The organism is Arthrobacter sp. NEB 688 (genome assembly GCF_013201035.1).
In the GTDB taxonomy this organism is placed as follows: domain Bacteria; phylum Actinomycetota; class Actinomycetes; order Actinomycetales; family Dermatophilaceae; genus Phycicoccus.
Window position 1 is genome coordinate 699,497 of sequence record NZ_CP053707.1, and the last position, 16,173, is coordinate 715,669.

Here is a 16,173-nt window from a genome sequence, read left to right on the forward strand (position 1 = left end):
CCGTCAGACGAGCAGCCCGAGGGCCCGCGCCGGGGTCGTGCTCGCGGTGGCGAGGACGTCGTCCTCGGGCAGGCCGACGACCTCGAGGCACCACCGGACACAGTCGGCGAGCGTCGAGGTGCTGCCGGCGATCGAGCCGGTGTCGGTCGTGCGCGCCGTGCCCTCGTGCACCTCGACCTCGAGCCCCCCGAGCCGGTAGCGCCCGTCACCGAGCCCGGTCGCGGCCATCGCGTCCGAGACGAGGGCGATGCCGCCGGGCCCGACCGTCTCGAAGACCATCCGGACCACCTCGGGCGCGACGTGCACCCCGTCGGCGATGAGCTCGACGACGGCGTCGCCGCGGGCCGCCGCGGCCAGCGCGGCCGCGACCGGCCCGCCGGCCCGGTGGTGCATCGGCGCCATCCCGTTGAACAGGTGCGTGACGAGGGCGGGGGCGCCCTGGAGGTCGGCGACGGTCGCCAGCGTGCGCGCGGTGACGGCGGCGTCTGCCTCGGTGTGCCCGACGGCCGGCCGCACCCCGTGCTCGACGAGGGCGCGGACCAGCCGGTCGGCGCCGGGCCGCTCGGGGGCGATCGTCATCTGGCGCAGGGCGTCCGGGGCGCCGGCGAGGGCGGCGGCCTCCGCGAGCCGCTCGACGAGCGCCGGGTCGGGGTCGGTGAGGGCGGCGGGGTCGTGCGCGCCGCGGCGTCCGTGCGCGAGGAAGGGACCCTCGAGGTGGATGCCGGCCAGCGTGCCGTCGGCGACGAGCGGGCCGAGCGTCGCGACCTGCGCGACGAGGTCGTCGAAGGGCGCCGAGACGAGGCTCGCGACGAGGTGCTCGACCCCGGCCGCCCGGTGGTGCGCCGCGGCGGTGCGCGAGCCCTCGGTCGTGGAGCCGAGCTCGGCACCGGCGGCGCCGTGGCAGTGGATGTCGACGAGGCCGTTCATCCCGCCGACGCTACCGGCAGGCGGCGGCCTCCCACCGGCGGCACAGGTCGGGCGGTTACGGTCCGTCACCGTGGACGTCGACGAGGTGTGGCAGCGGGTGCAGCCCGTCGGGGAGGTGGCCCTCTCCGGCCGGCCGGTGCTCGTCGTCCTCGTCGGGGCGGTCGTCGCCGTCGGGGTGGGGCCGGTGTGGTCGGTGCTGCGGCTCGGGGTGACCCTCGTCCACGAGCTCGGCCACGCGGTCGTCGGGATGCTCGTCGGCCGGCGGTTCACCGGGTTCGTCCTGCGCGGCGACATGTCGGGTCACGCGGTGACGGTGGGCCCCGCGCGCGGGCCCGGGCGCCTCGCGACGACGTGGGCCGGCTACCCGGCGCCCGCGGTCGTCGGGGCGGCGCTCGCCTGGCTGGGCGTGCGCGGCTGGGCGGCGCCGGTGCTCGCGGCCGTCCTCGTCGTCCTGGTCGTCGCCCTCCTGCGCTCGCGCTCGGCGCTCACCGTGCTCGTCGTGCTCGGGGTCGGGGCGGCGACGGCCTGGCTGTGGTGGTCGGGCGCCGGTCGGGTGCAGGCACAGGTGCTCGTCGGCGTCGGGATCGTCCTCGTCGTCGGGGCGTGGCGCCATCTCGCGGCGGTGGCGGGCGCCCGCGACCCCGGCACGAGCGACCCCGCCGTCCTCGCGCAGCTGACCCGGGTGCCGCGCGTGCTCTGGCTGGCGAGCTTCGCGCTCGTCCTCGCGGCCTCGACATGGGTCCTGCTCGGCGCCGTCCTCCCCGCCCTGCGCCCCTGACCCATCCCACTTGTTGCGAGTTCCGCCGCCGACACGCCGTGGGAGCGGCGCGCCGAGCGGCGGAACTCGCAATCAGTCGGGAAGGAGGCCGCAATGAGTTGGGACGGAGGGCCGCGCGTCTCGAGAGGAGGCAACACGCAGAGGGGACTGGCTCCGCGTGGGCGTGTTGCCCACCATCGGGAGCACGAAGTGGCAGCGCCGGTCCCCTCGGCGCCTGACCCATCCCACTTGTTGCGAGTTCCGCCGCCGACACGCCGTGGGAGCGGCGCGCCGAGCGGCGGAACTCGCAATGAGTCGGGACGTGAGGGCCCGGATGATCCGACTTCTTGCCCATCCGCCATCTCCGCACCCCGCCGGACGGCTCCTGGAAGTGGTGGATGCGCAACCGGTCGGGGCTGCGGGGTGGCGCTACTTGACGGAGCCGGCGGTGAGGCCGCCGACGAGGTGCTTCTCGATGACCGCGAAGAGGATGACGACCGGCACGACGGCGATGACCGACGCCGCGAACAGCTGGTCCCAGTTCTGCTCGTAGCCGGTGACGTACGAGCGGAAGCCGACCGTCAGCGGCTTCTTGTCGTCGTCGATCATCAGGGTGAGCGCGACGACGTACTCGTTCCACGCCGCGATGAACGTGAAGATCGTCGCGGTGACGAGCCCGGGCAGCGTCAGCGGCAGCATGATCCGGCGCAGCATCCCGACCCGGCCGACGCCGTCGAGCGCCGCGGCCTCCTCGACCTCGAGCGGGATCGAGGAGAAGAACCCGTGGAGGATCCAGATCGCGAAGGCCAGGTTGAACGCCGCGTTCGTGATGATGAGCGCGCCGTAGGTGTTGATCATGTTGAGCTCGAAGAACTGCCGGTAGAGCCCGACGACGAGCGAGGTCGGCGCGAACATCTGCGTGACGAGGACGACGAGCAGGAAGACGCCACGGCCCGGGAAGCGGTGCCGCGCGGTCATGTACGCCGCCGGGATCGCCACGACCACGACGACGGCCGTCGCGCCGAGCGAGACGAGCAGCGACGTGAGCAGCCAGTGCGGGAAGCGGCCGTCGCCGATGACGGTCGCGTAGGTGTCCCACTGCCACACGCGCGGCAGGAACGACGGCGGGGTCGTCTTGACGTCGGTGCTCGTGCGGAGGCTGTCGAGCACCATGACGACGTACGGCGCGAGGAAGACGAGCGCGACGACGGCCGCGGTGAACGCGACGAGCCGGGGGCGGCGGGTCTTCGTCATCGGGTCTCCTCCCGCCAGTTGACGACCTTGAGGTAGACGAGGACGACGAGCAGGATGATCGCCACGTTGAGCACGCCCGTCGCGGCCGACATCCCCACGTCCTTCTCCTGGCTCTTGAACGCGAGCTTGTACATGAACGTGATGAGGGTGTCGTGCGAGAAGCCCGGGTTGCGGTCGTTGAGCGTGTAGATGATCGGGAAGCTGTTGAACACGTAGATCGTGTTGAGCACCGTCGCGATGAGCATCGCCGGGCGCAGCAGCGGGAAGGTGATCTGCCGCCAGCGCTGCCAGGGCGAGGCGCCGTCGACCTCGGCTGCCTCCATGACGTCGTCCGGGATGGCGGCCAGCCCGGCGATGAAGACGAAGATCGTGAAGGGCAGCGACACGAAGACGCCGACGACGATCATCGAGGCCATCGTGAAGCGGTCGTCGCCGAGGAAGCTGATCGGCTCGTCGATGACGTGCAGCCCGGTCAGGACGTGGTTGATGAGGCCGTAGTTGCTGTCGTAGAGCAGCACGAACAGCTGGCTCGTGATGACGAGCGAGGCGGCCCACGGCACGATGACCGCCCAGCGCACGAAGCGGCGCCCGGGGAAGTCCTTGACGAGGAGCTGCGCGAGCGCCAGCGCGAGGACGATCGTGATGGCGACGACCGCGACCACCCACACGACGGTGTTCTTCAGCACCACGGGCAGGTCCGGGTAGGACAGCACCTTGGCGTAGTTGTCCCAGCCGGCCGCACCCTTGTAGAGCCCGGTGATGGAGTACTCGGAGCGCGAGGCGCGGAAGAGCATGACCGCCGGGTAGAACACCACGCCGACGATGAGGGCGATGGCGGGGGCCAGCCAGAGCAGCGCGACCGGCGCGCTGACCCGACCGACCCCGGCGGTCCGGCGCGAGGAGCGCGGACCGCCGGGGGTGGTGCGGGCCGACGGCGCCTGGACGTCGTCGGTCGTCGTCACGTCAGCCCTGTGCCTCGGCCGACTGCTGCAGCTTGTCGAGGACCGACTTCGGGTCCTCGGTCATCGCGGAGCCGAGGTTCTGCTGGACGGCGAGCTTGACCTTGTCCCAGGTGGGGTCGTCGGTCGGGGTGAGCCGCGCGTTCGGCAGGGTGTCGAGGTAGACCTTGAGCTTGTCGTCCTTCTGGAAGTACTCCAGGCCGGACGTCGTCACCGGGAGGAAGCCCTCCTTCTCGATGAAGGTGTTGATCTGGGCCTTGTCGTAGTAGAGCTCGTAGAAGGCCTTGACCGCGTCCTGGTTGCCGCTCTTCTTGAAGGCCATGAGGTAGTCGGTGACGCCGAAGGTCTTGCTCTCCGAGCCGTCGTTGGACGGGAAGGGCGCGACCCCGTAGTCGACCGTCTTGTCGGCGTCGAGGGCCGCCGCGAGCGGGCTGAAGCCGACCACCATCCCGGCCTTGCCGGACTTGAAGAGGTCGAAGGCGTCGGCACGGTTGGTGCGGGCCGGGTTGGACTGGGTGAGCTTCTCGTCGGCGAGCTTCTTGAGGAAGGTCAGCGTCTCGACGTTCTTCTCGGAGTTGATCGACCAGGAGCCGTCGGTCTTCCAGTCGCCGCCGTTGTTGAACAGCCACATCGAGAACTCGCCCTGCGACTCCTCCGGGCCGAGCGGCATCGCGTAGCCGGCGTCGCCGGTCGCGTCCTTGACCTTCTTCGCGTCGGCCTCGAGCTCGGCCCACGTCGTCGGCGGGGCGGTGATGCCGGCCTTCTCGAAGAGGGTCTTGTTGTAGAAGAGCGCGCGGGCGCTGGAGAGGTCGGGGAAGCCGTAGAACTTGCCGTCGTAGGTGCCGTACTTGACGAACGTCGGCAGGATGTCGGACTTGACCTCGGAGGGGAGGACCGCGTCGGCGTCGTAGAGCAGGCCGTCCTTGGCGTAGCTGGCGTACGCGTTGAGGTTGAGGATGTCCGGCGGCTGGTTGTTCTGGATCATCGTCGAGGACTGCTGGTCGATGTTGTCCCAGCTGACGACGTTGACGTTGAGCGTGTAGCCGTACTTGCTCTTGTACTCCTTCGCGAAGGAGTCCCAGAACGCCTTGGTGTTGTCCTTGGAGTACTCGGCCGCCATGAGGGTGATCGAGGTGGCCTTCTCGCCGTCCCCCGAGCCCCCGGAGGCCTGCCCGGCCCCCGTGCCGCCGCCGCAGGCCGAGAGCACCAGGGCCCCCGTCACCGCGGTCGCGGCCAGCATGATGTGTCGTCGCGTGCTGCTCATCGCTCTCCTCGTCGAGAAGCCGGAGGTCCGGCGTGCTGGCCCTGCTCGCCGCGTGGCTTCCGACCACCCGCCGGCTCGGGCGCCTGCCACTGTACACACGCGCACGTTTGTGAGCGATAGGTGAACGAAGTGATCACGAACGCTCATCCGCCCGGTGTGTCGCGGCTGCTGTCCCGAGCAGTGAACAGCACCTCGGGCGGGTCGGCCACCCGGGCGGCGCGGGGTCAGACGCAGAGCACCTCGACGCCGCGCTCGCGCAGCGCGACCACCTCCGGGGCGTCGTCCTGCGCCGTCGTCACGAGGGTGCCGATGCGCTCCGCGGGGCAGATGGCGGCGAATGTCCGCATCCCGAGCTTGGCCGCGGCGGCGACGACGACGACCCGCCGCGAGCGCTCGACCATCGAGCGCACGACCGCGGCCTCGTCCTCGAAGCGGCAGGTCGCTCCCTCGACGGCCGAGAGGGCGTTGACCCCGACGACGGCGACGTCGAACCACAGCTGCTCGATGACCTGCGCGGCCAGCGGACCGGTGACCTCGTAGGACTCCGGCCGGGCGACCCCGCCCAGGGAGACGCACTGGACGTGCGGGCGCAGCACCGCCTCGGCGGCGATGTTCAGCGCGTTGGTGACGATCGTCAGCGTCGGGCCGTCCTCACCGACCAGGTCCTCGCGGGAGGTCAGGGCGCGGGCGGTCGCCGTCGTCGTCGTCCCGCCGTTGAGCGCGACGACCTCGCCGGGGCCGACCAGGGCCGCGGCGCGCGCGGCGATGCGGTCGATGCCCTCGTCGGTCTGGCTTGCGCGGTAGCGGTAGGGCAGCTCGTAGGCGACGGCCGTGGCGACGACCCCGCCGTGGTGGCGGGTCACGAGCTGCCGGCGGGCGAGCTCGGTGAAGTCGCGTCGCACGGTGGCCTCCGAGACGCCGAGCTCGCGCGAGGTCTCGGTGACCGAGAGCCGGCCGCGGGTCGCCAGGAGGTCGAGGACGGAGGCCCATCGCGCGGTCGGCGTGCGGGTACCGCCGGCCTCGTCGCTCACGCGGTCATCGTAGGGCGAGGCCGCCGCCCGCGCGTGCGTCTATGCTCGATCGGCCCGCCAACCCATCGCATTCGCGCACGAGGAGGACCCGGTGAGCGACCCCGGCGCACCCGCCTCGCGCGGCCGCTCGACCGGCAGCGGCGAGGGTCGCGGCGACGGCAGCGCCGTCGGCGTCGACGTCGGCGGCACGCGCATCAAGACCGTTCTCGTGCAGGGTGGTTCGGTGGTCGCGCGCGACGTGCAGCCGACGCCCACCGATCTGGCCCGTCGCTTCGGCGAGGTCGTGCAGGGATGCGTCCAGCGCCTGCTCGCCGGGGCCGCGAACGAGGGGTCGCCGACCCCCGCACCGTCACGGGTCGGGGTCGTCGTGCCCGGCCTCGTCGACGAGCGCGCGGGCATCGGGGAGTGGTCGGCCAACCTCGGGTGGCGCGACCTCGACCTCCTCGGCGCCGTCCGCGGGCGCGTGCCCGGTCGCCTCGCCGTCGGGCACGACGTGCGGGCCGGCCTGCTCGGCGAGCACCTGCTGGGGGCCGCCCGGGGGGCCGACGACGTGCTGTTCGTCCCCCTCGGCACCGGCATCGCGGTCGCCCTCATGACGGCCGGACGCGTCGTCCGTGGCTCCTCCTGGTCGGGCGAGATCGGGCACGTCGTCGTCGACCCCGCCGGGCCGCGCTGCGGCTGCGGACGGGCCGGGTGCCTCGAGGCCCTCACCGGCGCCGGGGCCGTCGGTCGCCGCTGGCGCGAGGCCGGCCGGGACGGGGACGCGCGCACGGTCGCCGAGGCCGTCGTCGCCGGAGACCCTGTCGCACAACGCATCTGGAACGACGCCGTGGACGTCCTCGCCGGGGCGCTCGCACCCGTCGTCGCATCGGCCGGCACCCGCCGCGTCGTCGTCGGCGGCGGCATGGCCCAGGCCGGTCCGGTCCTCCTCGACCCGCTCCGGACCGCCCTGCGCACACGCGGCCCGGACGACGCCCTCGAGGTCGTCGGCGCCGAGCTCGGGGACTGGGCCGGGGCCATCGGCGCGGCGCACCTCCACGACGCCGGTTGAGCCGGACCGGGACCCCCCGAAGGACCCCGGTGGTCGGGGCACGCACCCACCGGGCGGTAGACTGATGACCAGCGGCCCGCCCAGTTCTGCCTCGGGCCCCTCGTTCTCTCCGATGTCGATGCCTGCGTGACGGACCCGGTCCACTTCACCTGCGCCGCGGCCCCAGAGCCCCGCCCGGCAGAACATCCAGCCCCGTCGCTGCCGCCCGCGGACCTGCGACGCCCACACCCGGGAGACCCCTTCGTGTCCACCTCCTCCTTCGGCGCGCTCGGCGTGCCGACCCCCCTCGTCGACGTGCTCGCCTCCGGCGGGATCACGACCCCGACCCCCATCCAGGCCTCCACGCTGCCCGACTCGCTCGCCGGCCGGGACGTCCTCGGCCGTGGCCGCACCGGCTCCGGCAAGACGGTCGCCTTCCTCCTGCCCCTGCTGACCCGCCTCTCGCAGAGCGGGACCCGTCGGCAGTCCAAGCGTCCCCGCGCGCTGATCCTCGCCCCGACGCGTGAGCTCGCGACCCAGATCGAGGACGCGATGACGCCGCTGGCGAGCGTCCTCGGCCTCACCTCGCGCACCGTCTTCGGCGGGGTCGGCCAGAACCCGCAGGTGACCGCGCTGCGCAAGGGCGTCGACGTCGTCGTCGCCTGCCCGGGCCGCCTCGAGGACCTCATGGGCCAGGGCCACGTGTCCCTCGACGCCGTGGAGGTGACCGTCATCGACGAGGCCGACCACATGGCCGACCTCGGCTTCCTCCCGCAGGTCCGGCGCCTCCTCGACGCCACCCCGTCGCGCGGCCAGCGGATGCTGTTCTCCGCCACCCTCGACGCCGGCATCGGCGTCATCGCCCGGCGCTACCTGCACCAGCCCGTCACGCACGAGGCCGACTCGGCCCAGTCGCCGGTCGCGAAGATGGACCACCACGTCCTGCACGTCGACGCGAACGACCACCTGCCCGTGCTCGTCGACCTCACCGCCGCCCCCGGCCGCACCGTCGTCTTCACCCGCACCAAGCACCGCGCGAAGAAGCTCGCGAAGCAGCTCAACGCGGCCGGTGTCGCGGCGGTCGAGCTGCACGGCAACCTCAGCCAGGGCGCGCGCACCCGGACGATGGAGGCCTTCCACGCCGGCACCGCCAAGACCCTCGTCGCCACCGACATCGCGGCGCGCGGCATCCACGTCGACGAGGTCGCCCTCGTCATCCACGCCGACCCGCCGGTCGAGCACAAGGCGTACCTGCACCGCTCCGGCCGCACGGCGCGCGCCGGCGCCTCCGGCACGGTCGTCACGCTGATGACCGACGACCAGGTGCGCGACGTCCGCGACCTCACCCGCAAGGCCGGCGTCAAGCCGACGACGACCCGGGTCGACGCCAAGCACCCGATGCTCGGCCGGCTCGCGCCGGGTGAGCGCTCGTTCGTCGAGGGCGGGATCGTCCTCGCCCCCGCGTCCGACGGTGGGCGTGGCGGCTCCGGCCGGGGTGGCTCCGGGCAGGGCTCGCGCTCCGCTCGTCCGGCCCGCGGCCAGCGCACCGGTTCCTCGTCCGCCCGTGGTGGCCAGGGCGGCGGCTCCGGCCGCGGCCAGGCCTCCGGCGCGGGCCGGGGTGGCTCCACCGCAGGCTCCGGTCGTGGCACCCAGGGCCAGGCGCGCACCGGCGGGCAGGCCTCCGGCCGCCCGGCCCGGTCGGGTCCCCGCCGCGCGTCCTCGAGTGGCGGGGCGGCCGGTGGCCGTCCCGGTGGCTCGGCGGCGTCGTTCTCGCAGAGCGCCCGCCCGCGCCGCGGCGCCTGAGCGACCGCACCCCTCACGACCGGACCCCCGGGCCGCCACCTGCGTGGCGACCCGGGGGTCCGTCGTGCGGACCGGGCCGGTCAGGCCCCGTCCTCGCTCAGCGCAGGCGCAGCGTCGAGGACTCGGTCTGACCGGTCGCCGGCACGGTCACGCTCAGCGTGTACGTGCCCTTGGCCAGGCCCTTGGTGCGCACCGTGTCGAGCCACAGCGGCCCGACGGCCCGCATCGTCGAGCTGGAGGCCGTGCTGCCGTCGGCGCCGGTCAGCGTGACGACCGGGGCGGCGATGCCCCGGGCCGGCAGCCCGGTGCAGTCGCGGACGGCCGCGATGACCGGGACGGTGACCCCGCGGGGCAGGGTCAGCGTGCCCTGGGGCAGGACGTCGAGCCGGTAGTCGACGACGACGTCGGCGCTCGTGCGCACCACCGTGCCGGCGGCGTCGGTGACGGTGACCGTCGCCGTGTGCTTCCCGGCCGTGCGGTAGGTGTGACCGAACGTCACGTCGCCCGAGGCGTTCTCGCGGGTCGAGCTCGTCCCGTCACCCCAGTCGACGGTGACCGTCGTGGCCTCGTCGGCGTTGGCCACCGAGACGGTGAGCGAGGCGTTGTCGCGGCCGCACTGCACCGAGGCGTCGGCGAAGGCCGCCGTCGCCGCGAGCGGACCCCGCGGGCTGAGGCCCACGATGACCGGGTCGTGGTCGGAGACGCGGTACTGGTCGGGCGCGTAGAGCGACGCGACCTGGGCGGGGGTCTTGAAGTTGGTGTTGTAGTCCAGCACCGACGGCTCGTCGCTGTTGATGTGGTAGTCCGCCACCCCGGTGACCTGGGAGACGAGCGAGGCCGACCCCATCGCCTGGTCGAGGTAGCCCCACTGCCCGTCGAAGACGTACGAGTAGGCGTCCTCGCCCTGGAACTTCTCGACGAGGTTGGTGAAGCCGCCCTCCTCGAGGGTGCGGATGGGCGTCTCCTTGGCGTACGAGTTGTAGTCGCCGACGAGGAGGACGTCGGTGTCACCGGTCCCGGTCGGGTCCGTGCCGAGCCACTCCAGGAGCGTCTTCACCGCGTTGGTGCGGACGACGGCGCAGTTGCCCTGCCCGTCACCGGTGTCCGGGGCCGAGCAGGCCGAGCCCTTGGACTTGAGGTGGTTGACGTCGGTGACGAACACGCCGTCGGTCGCGTTGACCTTCCACGCCTGGGCGAGGGAGGCGCGGTTGCGCGGGGCGGGGTCGCCACCGGTGACGAAGGCGGCCGAGTTGAGCGCCGCCGTCGTGCCGACGGGCGTCACGACGCCCGGCTTGTAGATCGTGCCGACCTTGATGGCGTCGTCGCCCATGGCGTCGGTCTGCCCGGTGCGGGCGTCGACGTCGAGGTAGGCGAAGGTGCCGGGGGCGGTCGCCGCGTTGAGCCGGTCGACGAGGTAGGCGATCGCGCTGTCCGGGCCGTAGCCGTCGTTCTCGATCTCGTTGACGCCGAAGACGTCCGCGTCGAGGGTCGTCATCGCCGCGACGGTCTTGGCCGTCTGCCGGTCGAGCTCGGCCTGGTTCTCGGCGCCGCGGCAGTCGAGCGTGGCGCCCGTGACGCCACCGGTGCACCCGGTGAAGGTGTTGAAGTAGTTGAGCAGGTTCATCCCGACGACCTGGACGTCACCCCCGACGTTCGGGGCGGCGGTCGGACGCGGGTTGGCGGCCGCGAACTCGATGCCCGCGCCGTCGGCCGTCACCGGCCGCAGGCGGTAGGCGTTCGGGCTGGCCGAGTTCCCACCCCACGTGTAGGTGAGGACCCCGGTGGCGCGGGTGACGGTGTCGCCGCCGCGCAGGGTGTTCTCGGCGCTCAGCGGGCGACCGCCACGGCCCCACACGATCGGGTCCGGGTTCTGGGCCTGGGTCGTGTCGTCGATGAGGAGGCGGTTGAGGTCGTTCTTCGCCTGGAGGGCGTTGGCCTCGGGGCCGGGGGCGACGACGTTGGTCGGCTGCTGGAGGCGGCCGCCCGAGGAGACGGTGACCTGGCCGAAGCGGCCGAGCTGGAAGAGCTCGGTGACGGTCAGCTCCTGCGGGAAGGTGACGAGCATGCCCTCGTGGCGCTCGAGGTCGTCGGCGCTCGTCAGGGGCAGGGCGACCTCGGTCGGGGCGACCGAGCCGGTGCCGCAGACCTCGACGTTGCTCGCGGAGACCTGGGTCTGGCCCTGGTTCTCGCCCGCGGTGCCGGTGACGTGGACGACGTCACCGACGGAGGCGTTGTCGGCGTTGCCGGTGAACACGAACACGGCGTCGGAGGTGGCGGGGTCGCCGTCACCCTCGAGGTCCTGGACGTAGAAGCCGCGCAGGGTCGGGGAGGGGCCCTGGTAGTCGGCGACGACGACGCCCTCGGTGGAGACCGGGCCGGTGACGGCGGCCGTGGCGCCGCTGCCCTGGATGGCGTAGGCCGGCGTGAAGTCGGTGTCGCAGGAGCTCGCGACGGTGAAGCGGCGCGTGACGTCGGCGGTCATCGTGTCCGGCGGGTCGACCTGGTCGAGGTCGGTGACGCCGGCGGCGGCCACGGTGAGGGTGCAGGACTCGCCGTCCGCCAGCGGCGAGGCGGGCGTCATCGAGTAGTCGGTGGGGCCGCCGGAGACGGTGAGGGCGACGTCGCCGGAGGTGGAGCACGCGAGGGTCGCGGCGTCGGCGGCGAGCGCGACCGGCTCGGAGAAGGTGACGCCGAGGCGCTGGCGCGGGGTGACGGTGCCGCCGTCGGCCGGCGTCGTGGACAGGACCGAGGGGGCCTCGTCCTGGGTCGGGTCGCCGCCGCAGCCGGTCACCGCGTGGGTGCCGAGGCCGTCGAAGGTGTCGCGCGCGAAGCCGTCCCACTGCGCGGCGGGGTCGAAGGCGTCGCTGCCGTCGATGTCGCCGGCGCAGACGGTGGCCATCCGGCGCAGCGTGTGGTCGAAGGTCGTCGTGTCCCCGGAGCCCCATCCGGCGTTGCCGGGGTCGGTGCCGACCTGCCCGATGACGTCGAGGACGGCGTCGCCCTTGCGCAGGACGACGGCGTCGTTGCCGTTCCAGTTCGCGCTGCCCGACAGCTGGTCGGCGAGGGGCTTGAGCGTGGCGTTGGCCGAGGTGTTCGCGAGGACGAACACGTCGCCCGCGGCGACCGTGCCGGCGAGCGCGATGGGGGCGCTGCCGGTCGACGAGCCGTTGGCGAACACCTGGACCGAGTACTGGCCGGCGGTGAGGTCGACGGGGGCGCTGGTGCCGTTGAAGACCTCCACCGCCTTGTTGTTGCTCGATCCCTCGACGTACTCCGAGAAGAAGAGGTCAGCTGTGGCAGCCGACGCCGTGGGGGGCGTCAGGGCGACCGGGGCGGCGAGCGCGAGGGCGCCCGTGGCGACCCCCGTCAGCAGCCGCCACAGGGGCGTCCGGGTCATGCATCCTCCTGGGTCAGGACGGGAGGGGGGCGGCCTGTCAACGGCCCCTCGGCCCCCGTCGCGCGGCGAACCTAACACCGGGGTCCGACCTCGGCCACCGGAGCGCGGGGCCGATCCGTGAACGGTCGGCGAACGCCGTGCGACGCGCCGCGCGCGCATCGAGCGGGTGACTGGCGCGGCCTCTCGCACACCGTCTGTCGAAGGTGCGAAGCAGCAGGTCAGCCCCGGTCCGCCTGTCGGTGGAGGTGACTACGGTCGGGAGACCGACAGCACTGACGGCACACGAGCGGACGGGACCGACATGGCCTACAGCACCGGCGACAAGGTGTCCTGGGGGACCTCCCAGGGCACGACCCACGGGAAGGTCAAGGAGAAGAAGACCTCCGACTTCCAGCACGACGGGCAGAAGTTCAAGCCGACCGACGACGACCCGTACTACATCGTCGAGTCCGACAAGACCGGCGCCACCGCGGCGCACAAGGAGTCGGCCCTGAAGAAGCACTCGTGAGCCCGGTCCCCCCGCGGGACGTCCAGCGGGCCGCCGCTCGTGCGGTCCGGTGGATCGAGGACGGCAAGGCCGGGAAGGGCTTCACCGACACCGGCCGCAAGCGCGCCCACCAGCTCGCCGACGGCGAGGACGTGAGCGCCGACGTCCTGAAGCGGATGCGCGACTACTTCTCGCGCCACGGCGTCGACAAGGACGCGAAGGGCTTCCGGCGCGGTTCGGAGGGCTACCCCAGCCCCGGCCGGGTCGCCTGGGACGCCTGGGGCGGAGACGCCGGCGAGCGCTGGGCCAACCGGAAGAGCAACGGCGGCTGACCCGTCGCCGACTTCCTGCCCATCCGCCACCTCCCGGGGCCCGACCCGGACCTCCTGAGGTGGTGGATGGGCAGTCAGTCGCCCTGTGCGCGACCGGGGGCCACGCCATCCAGGGGGGCGATCGGTGTCGCGTCGGCGTCGGCTTGCCCTCGCGTGAGCGGTTCTGATCGAATGGGCGGGCGTTCGCGCACATCCGCTCGTCCGCCGCCCGGCCGAAGGGACCCGCATGCCCACCACGCACGTCGCCACCGAGATCGCCTCCCAGCCCGACTGCTGGCTCGAGGCCGCGACGCTGGCCGGCACCGTCGCCCACCGGCTCCCCCGCGAGGGCGAGCGCGTCGCGGTCGTCGGCTGCGGCACGAGCTGGTTCGTCGCGATGGCCTACGCGGCGCTGCGCGAGCAGGGCGGCCACGGCGAGACCGACGCCTTCGCGGGCAGCGAGTTCCCCACCGGGCGCCGCTACGACCGCGTCCTGGCCATCTCGCGCTCCGGCACGACGACCGAGGTGGTCGACCTGCTCACCGCCCTCGAGGGCACCCCGGCCACCCTGGTCACCGCCGTCGAGGACTCCCCGGCGGCCGCGGCCGCCGACCAGGTCGTCGGGATGGCCTTCGCCGACGAGGAGTCGGTCGTCCAGACCCGGTTCGCGACGAGCGCCCTCGCGCTGCTGCGCGCGCACCTCGGCGAGGACCTCGCGCCTGCCGTCGAGCACTGCCGGGCGGCCCTCGACCTCGACGTCGACGACCTGCTCGACGTCGACCAGTGCACCTTCCTCGGCCGCGGCTGGACCGTCGGCCTCGCCTCCGAGGCCGCCCTGAAGACCCGCGAGGCCGCGCAGTTCTGGGCCGAGGCCTACCCGGCGATGGACTACCGCCACGGCCCGGTCTCCATCGCGCAGCCCGGGCGCCTCGTCTGGGCGTTCGGTGACGTACCGACGGGCCTGGCCGACGAGGTCGCCTCCACCGGAGCCCGGTTCGTGCACCACGACCTCGACCCGATGGCCGCGCTCGTCGTGGCCCAGCGGTTCGCGGTCGCCCTCGCCGAGCGGCGCGGGCTCGACCCCGACCATCCTCGCTCGCTGACCCGCTCGGTCGTCCTCGGATGACCGACGCCGTCGCGCACGCCCGCTCCGGCGGGCACGGCATCGGCGCGTTCAACGTCGTCCTGCTCGAGCACGCCGAGGGCATCGTCCGCGGCGCCGAGGAGGCGGGGCTGCCGGTCGTCCTCCAGGTCAGCCAGAACACCGCGACCTTCCACGGAGCGCTCGAGCCGGTGACCCTCGCCTCCCTCTCGCTCGCCCGGCACGCGTCCGTCCCCGTCGTCGTGCACCTCGACCACGCCGAGGACGTCGACCTCGTCCACGAGGCCGTCGCGCTCGGCGTCGACAGCGTGATGTTCGACGGGTCGAGGCTCCCGTGGGCGGACAACGTCGCCACGACGCGCGCCGTCGTCGAGCACTGCCACGCCGCCGGCGTGCGGGTCGAGGCCGAGCTCGGCGAGGTCGGCGGCAAGGACGGCGTCCACGCCCCGGGCGTCCGCACCGACCCGGGCGAGGCCGCGGCGTTCGTCGAGGCCACCGGCGTCGACTCGCTCGCCGTCGCCGTCGGCACCTCGCACGCGATGACGACCCGCGACGCCGCCGTCGACACCGACCTCGTCGCGCGCATCGCCGCGGCGGTGCCGGTCCCCCTCGTGCTCCACGGCTCGTCGGGCCTCGACGACGCGGGCCTCGCGGCCGTCGTGCGCGCCGGGATGACGAAGGTCAACATCTCGACCCACCTCAACGCCCTGTTCACCGCCGCCGTCCGCGACGTGCTCGCCACCGACCCCCGCGTCGTCGACCCGCGGACGTACGTCGGCCCTGGGCGGGAAGCGCTGGCCGCCGAGGTGGCGCGCCTGCTGCGGCTGCTCCACGGCTGAGAGCCCGGGTTCGACGGCCGGGAACATCGAGCGCGGCCGCTTCCTTGGCCCAAGGGTGACGTGGTGCGCGCCCGACCGGTGCGCACCCACCCCGAACCGAAGGAGCTGGTGACATGGAGCAGCGCACGCTCGGAGACCTGCAGGTCGGTGCGATCGGCCTCGGCGGCATGCCGATGTCGATCGAGGGACGCCCCGACGAGGAGCGCTCGGTGCGCACCATCCACGCGGCGCTCGACGCCGGCGTGACCCTCGTCGACACCGCGGACGCCTACCACCGCGACGCGACCGAGGTCGGCCACAACGAGTCGCTCATCGCGAAGGCGCTGGGCTCGTGGGGCGGCGACGCCTCGAGCATCCTCGTCGCGACCAAGGGCGGGCACCTGCGCCCCGGCGACGGCTCGTGGACGCAGGACGGCCGCCCCGAGTACCTCAAGCAGGCCGCGAAGGCCTCGGCGCAGCGCCTCGGCGTCGACGCGATCGGGCTCTACCAGTTCCACCGCCCCGACCCGGAGGTCCCCTACGCCGAGTCCGTCGGCGCGCTGCGCGACCTCCTCGACGAGGGCGTCATCCGGATGGCCGGCATCTCCAACGCGACCGTCGCCCAGATCGACGAGGCGAACGAGGTGCTCGGCGGGCGCCTGGTGTCGGTGCAGAACCAGTTCTCGCCGGCGTTCCGCTCCTCGCTGGACGAGCTGCGGCACTGCGCCGAGCTCGGCATCGCGTTCCTGCCGTGGAGCCCGCTCGGCGGCATCAAGAAGGCGTCCGGGCTCGGCGACGACCACGGCGCGTTCGCCGAGGTCGCGCAGGCGCACGGCGTCTCGCCGCACCAGGTGGCGCTGGCGTGGGAGCTCGCCCTGGCCGACGTCGTCCTCCCGATCCCGGGGGCGTCGCGGCCGGAGTCCATCACCGACTCGGTCAAGGCCGCCGACCTGCGGCTGACCCCCGACGAGGTGGAGCGCCTCTCCGCCGCCTGACCCCCCTCGCGAACCCCACGCGTATCGGGTGACCCGAG

The 16,173-nt window shown here is 73.4% G+C and carries 14 protein-coding genes; 8 read left to right on the top strand and 6 right to left on the bottom strand.

The window, feature by feature from the left end:
• Nucleotides 1-3: 3 nt before the first annotated feature.
• Nucleotides 4-927 (bottom strand): N-acetylglucosamine-6-phosphate deacetylase, encoded by a 924-nt coding sequence (locus HL663_RS03425; RefSeq protein ID WP_173027076.1) that lies wholly within the window; start codon nt 925-927, stop codon nt 4-6.
• A gap of 70 nt (nt 928-997) precedes the next feature.
• Between HL663_RS03425 and HL663_RS03430 the strand changes: the two genes are divergently transcribed.
• The gene (locus tag HL663_RS03430; RefSeq protein ID WP_286175896.1) at nt 998-1,705 is read left to right on the top strand and encodes a M50 family metallopeptidase; all 708 of its coding nucleotides are present in this window, start codon (nt 998-1,000) and stop codon (nt 1,703-1,705) included.
• Between the two features lie 408 nt (nt 1,706-2,113).
• On the opposite strand, the gene HL663_RS03435 is transcribed toward HL663_RS03430, so the two are convergent.
• The 4 genes from HL663_RS03435 to HL663_RS03450 form a co-directional block, all read right to left on the bottom strand.
• Nucleotides 2,114-2,938, bottom strand: a complete 825-nt coding sequence (locus HL663_RS03435) for a carbohydrate ABC transporter permease (protein WP_173027078.1) — start codon at nt 2,936-2,938, stop codon at nt 2,114-2,116.
• Entirely contained in the window at nt 2,935-3,900 is a 966-nt protein-coding gene (locus HL663_RS03440) for a carbohydrate ABC transporter permease (protein WP_286175897.1), read from the bottom strand. Before HL663_RS03440 ends, HL663_RS03435 begins: the two co-directional genes overlap by 4 nt.
• A 1-nt stretch (nt 3,901) precedes the next feature.
• Nucleotides 3,902-5,161 carry an ABC transporter substrate-binding protein gene (locus HL663_RS03445; protein ID WP_286175898.1) on the bottom strand — a complete coding sequence of 420 codons (1,260 nt, stop codon included), beginning with the start codon at nt 5,159-5,161 and terminating at the stop codon, nt 3,902-3,904.
• A 224-nt stretch (nt 5,162-5,385) separates the two neighbouring features.
• On the bottom strand, nt 5,386-6,192 hold the full coding sequence (locus tag HL663_RS03450) for a DeoR/GlpR family DNA-binding transcription regulator (protein WP_173027079.1): 807 nt from the start codon (nt 6,190-6,192) through the stop codon (nt 5,386-5,388).
• Between the two features lie 91 nt (nt 6,193-6,283).
• Between HL663_RS03450 and HL663_RS03455 the strand changes: the two genes are divergently transcribed.
• The gene (locus HL663_RS03455; RefSeq protein ID WP_173027080.1) at nt 6,284-7,243 is read left to right on the top strand and encodes an ROK family protein; all 960 of its coding nucleotides are present in this window, start codon (nt 6,284-6,286) and stop codon (nt 7,241-7,243) included.
• A gap of 243 nt (nt 7,244-7,486) precedes the next feature.
• A complete protein-coding gene (locus tag HL663_RS03460; RefSeq protein WP_173027081.1) occupies nt 7,487-9,025 on the top strand; it encodes a DEAD/DEAH box helicase in 1,539 nt (512 codons plus the stop codon).
• A gap of 97 nt (nt 9,026-9,122) precedes the next feature.
• Here HL663_RS03460 and HL663_RS03465 read toward each other — a convergent pair whose 3' ends face one another.
• Nucleotides 9,123-12,422: an ExeM/NucH family extracellular endonuclease gene (locus HL663_RS03465; RefSeq protein ID WP_216842666.1), complete on the bottom strand. Its 3,300-nt coding sequence runs from the start codon at nt 12,420-12,422 to the stop codon at nt 9,123-9,125.
• 301 nt (nt 12,423-12,723) lie between these two features.
• On the opposite strand from HL663_RS03465, the gene HL663_RS03470 reads away from it, so the two are divergent.
• From HL663_RS03470 to HL663_RS03490, 5 genes are all read left to right on the top strand, one after another.
• The gene (locus tag HL663_RS03470) at nt 12,724-12,930 is read left to right on the top strand and encodes a hypervirulence associated TUDOR domain-containing protein (protein ID WP_173027082.1); all 207 of its coding nucleotides are present in this window, start codon (nt 12,724-12,726) and stop codon (nt 12,928-12,930) included.
• Nucleotides 12,927-13,241, top strand: a complete 315-nt coding sequence (locus HL663_RS03475; protein ID WP_173027083.1) for a hypothetical protein — start codon at nt 12,927-12,929, stop codon at nt 13,239-13,241. Before HL663_RS03470 ends, HL663_RS03475 begins: the two co-directional genes overlap by 4 nt.
• Before the next feature lie 226 nt (nt 13,242-13,467).
• Nucleotides 13,468-14,346: an SIS domain-containing protein gene (locus HL663_RS03480; protein ID WP_173027084.1), complete on the top strand. Its 879-nt coding sequence runs from the start codon at nt 13,468-13,470 to the stop codon at nt 14,344-14,346.
• Nucleotides 14,343-15,161 carry a class II fructose-bisphosphate aldolase gene (locus HL663_RS03485; RefSeq protein ID WP_173027085.1) on the top strand — a complete coding sequence of 273 codons (819 nt, stop codon included), beginning with the start codon at nt 14,343-14,345 and terminating at the stop codon, nt 15,159-15,161. The genes HL663_RS03480 and HL663_RS03485 overlap by 4 nt, the downstream gene beginning before the upstream one ends.
• Before the next feature lie 113 nt (nt 15,162-15,274).
• Nucleotides 15,275-16,135 carry an aldo/keto reductase gene (locus tag HL663_RS03490; RefSeq protein WP_173027086.1) on the top strand — a complete coding sequence of 287 codons (861 nt, stop codon included), beginning with the start codon at nt 15,275-15,277 and terminating at the stop codon, nt 16,133-16,135.
• The last annotated feature ends 38 nt before the right edge of the window (nt 16,136-16,173 follow it).

What these genes read in the sequence shown, in the direction of transcription:
- HL663_RS03485 (WP_173027085.1), top strand. Translation starts at nt 14,343, where the DNA reads ATGACCGACGCCGTCGCGCACGCCCGCTCCGGCGGGCACGGCATCGGC.
- HL663_RS03445 (WP_286175898.1), bottom strand. Translation starts at nt 5,161, where the DNA reads ATGAGCAGCACGCGACGACACATCATGCTGGCCGCGACCGCGGTGACG.
- HL663_RS03435 (WP_173027078.1), bottom strand. Translation starts at nt 2,938, where the DNA reads ATGACGAAGACCCGCCGCCCCCGGCTCGTCGCGTTCACCGCGGCCGTC.
- HL663_RS03490 (WP_173027086.1), top strand. Translation starts at nt 15,275, where the DNA reads ATGGAGCAGCGCACGCTCGGAGACCTGCAGGTCGGTGCGATCGGCCTC.
- HL663_RS03465 (WP_216842666.1), bottom strand. Translation starts at nt 12,422, where the DNA reads ATGACCCGGACGCCCCTGTGGCGGCTGCTGACGGGGGTCGCCACGGGC.
- HL663_RS03470 (WP_173027082.1), top strand. Translation starts at nt 12,724, where the DNA reads ATGGCCTACAGCACCGGCGACAAGGTGTCCTGGGGGACCTCCCAGGGC.
- HL663_RS03425 (WP_173027076.1), bottom strand. Translation starts at nt 927, where the DNA reads ATGAACGGCCTCGTCGACATCCACTGCCACGGCGCCGCCGGTGCCGAG.
- HL663_RS03480 (WP_173027084.1), top strand. Translation starts at nt 13,468, where the DNA reads ATGCCCACCACGCACGTCGCCACCGAGATCGCCTCCCAGCCCGACTGC.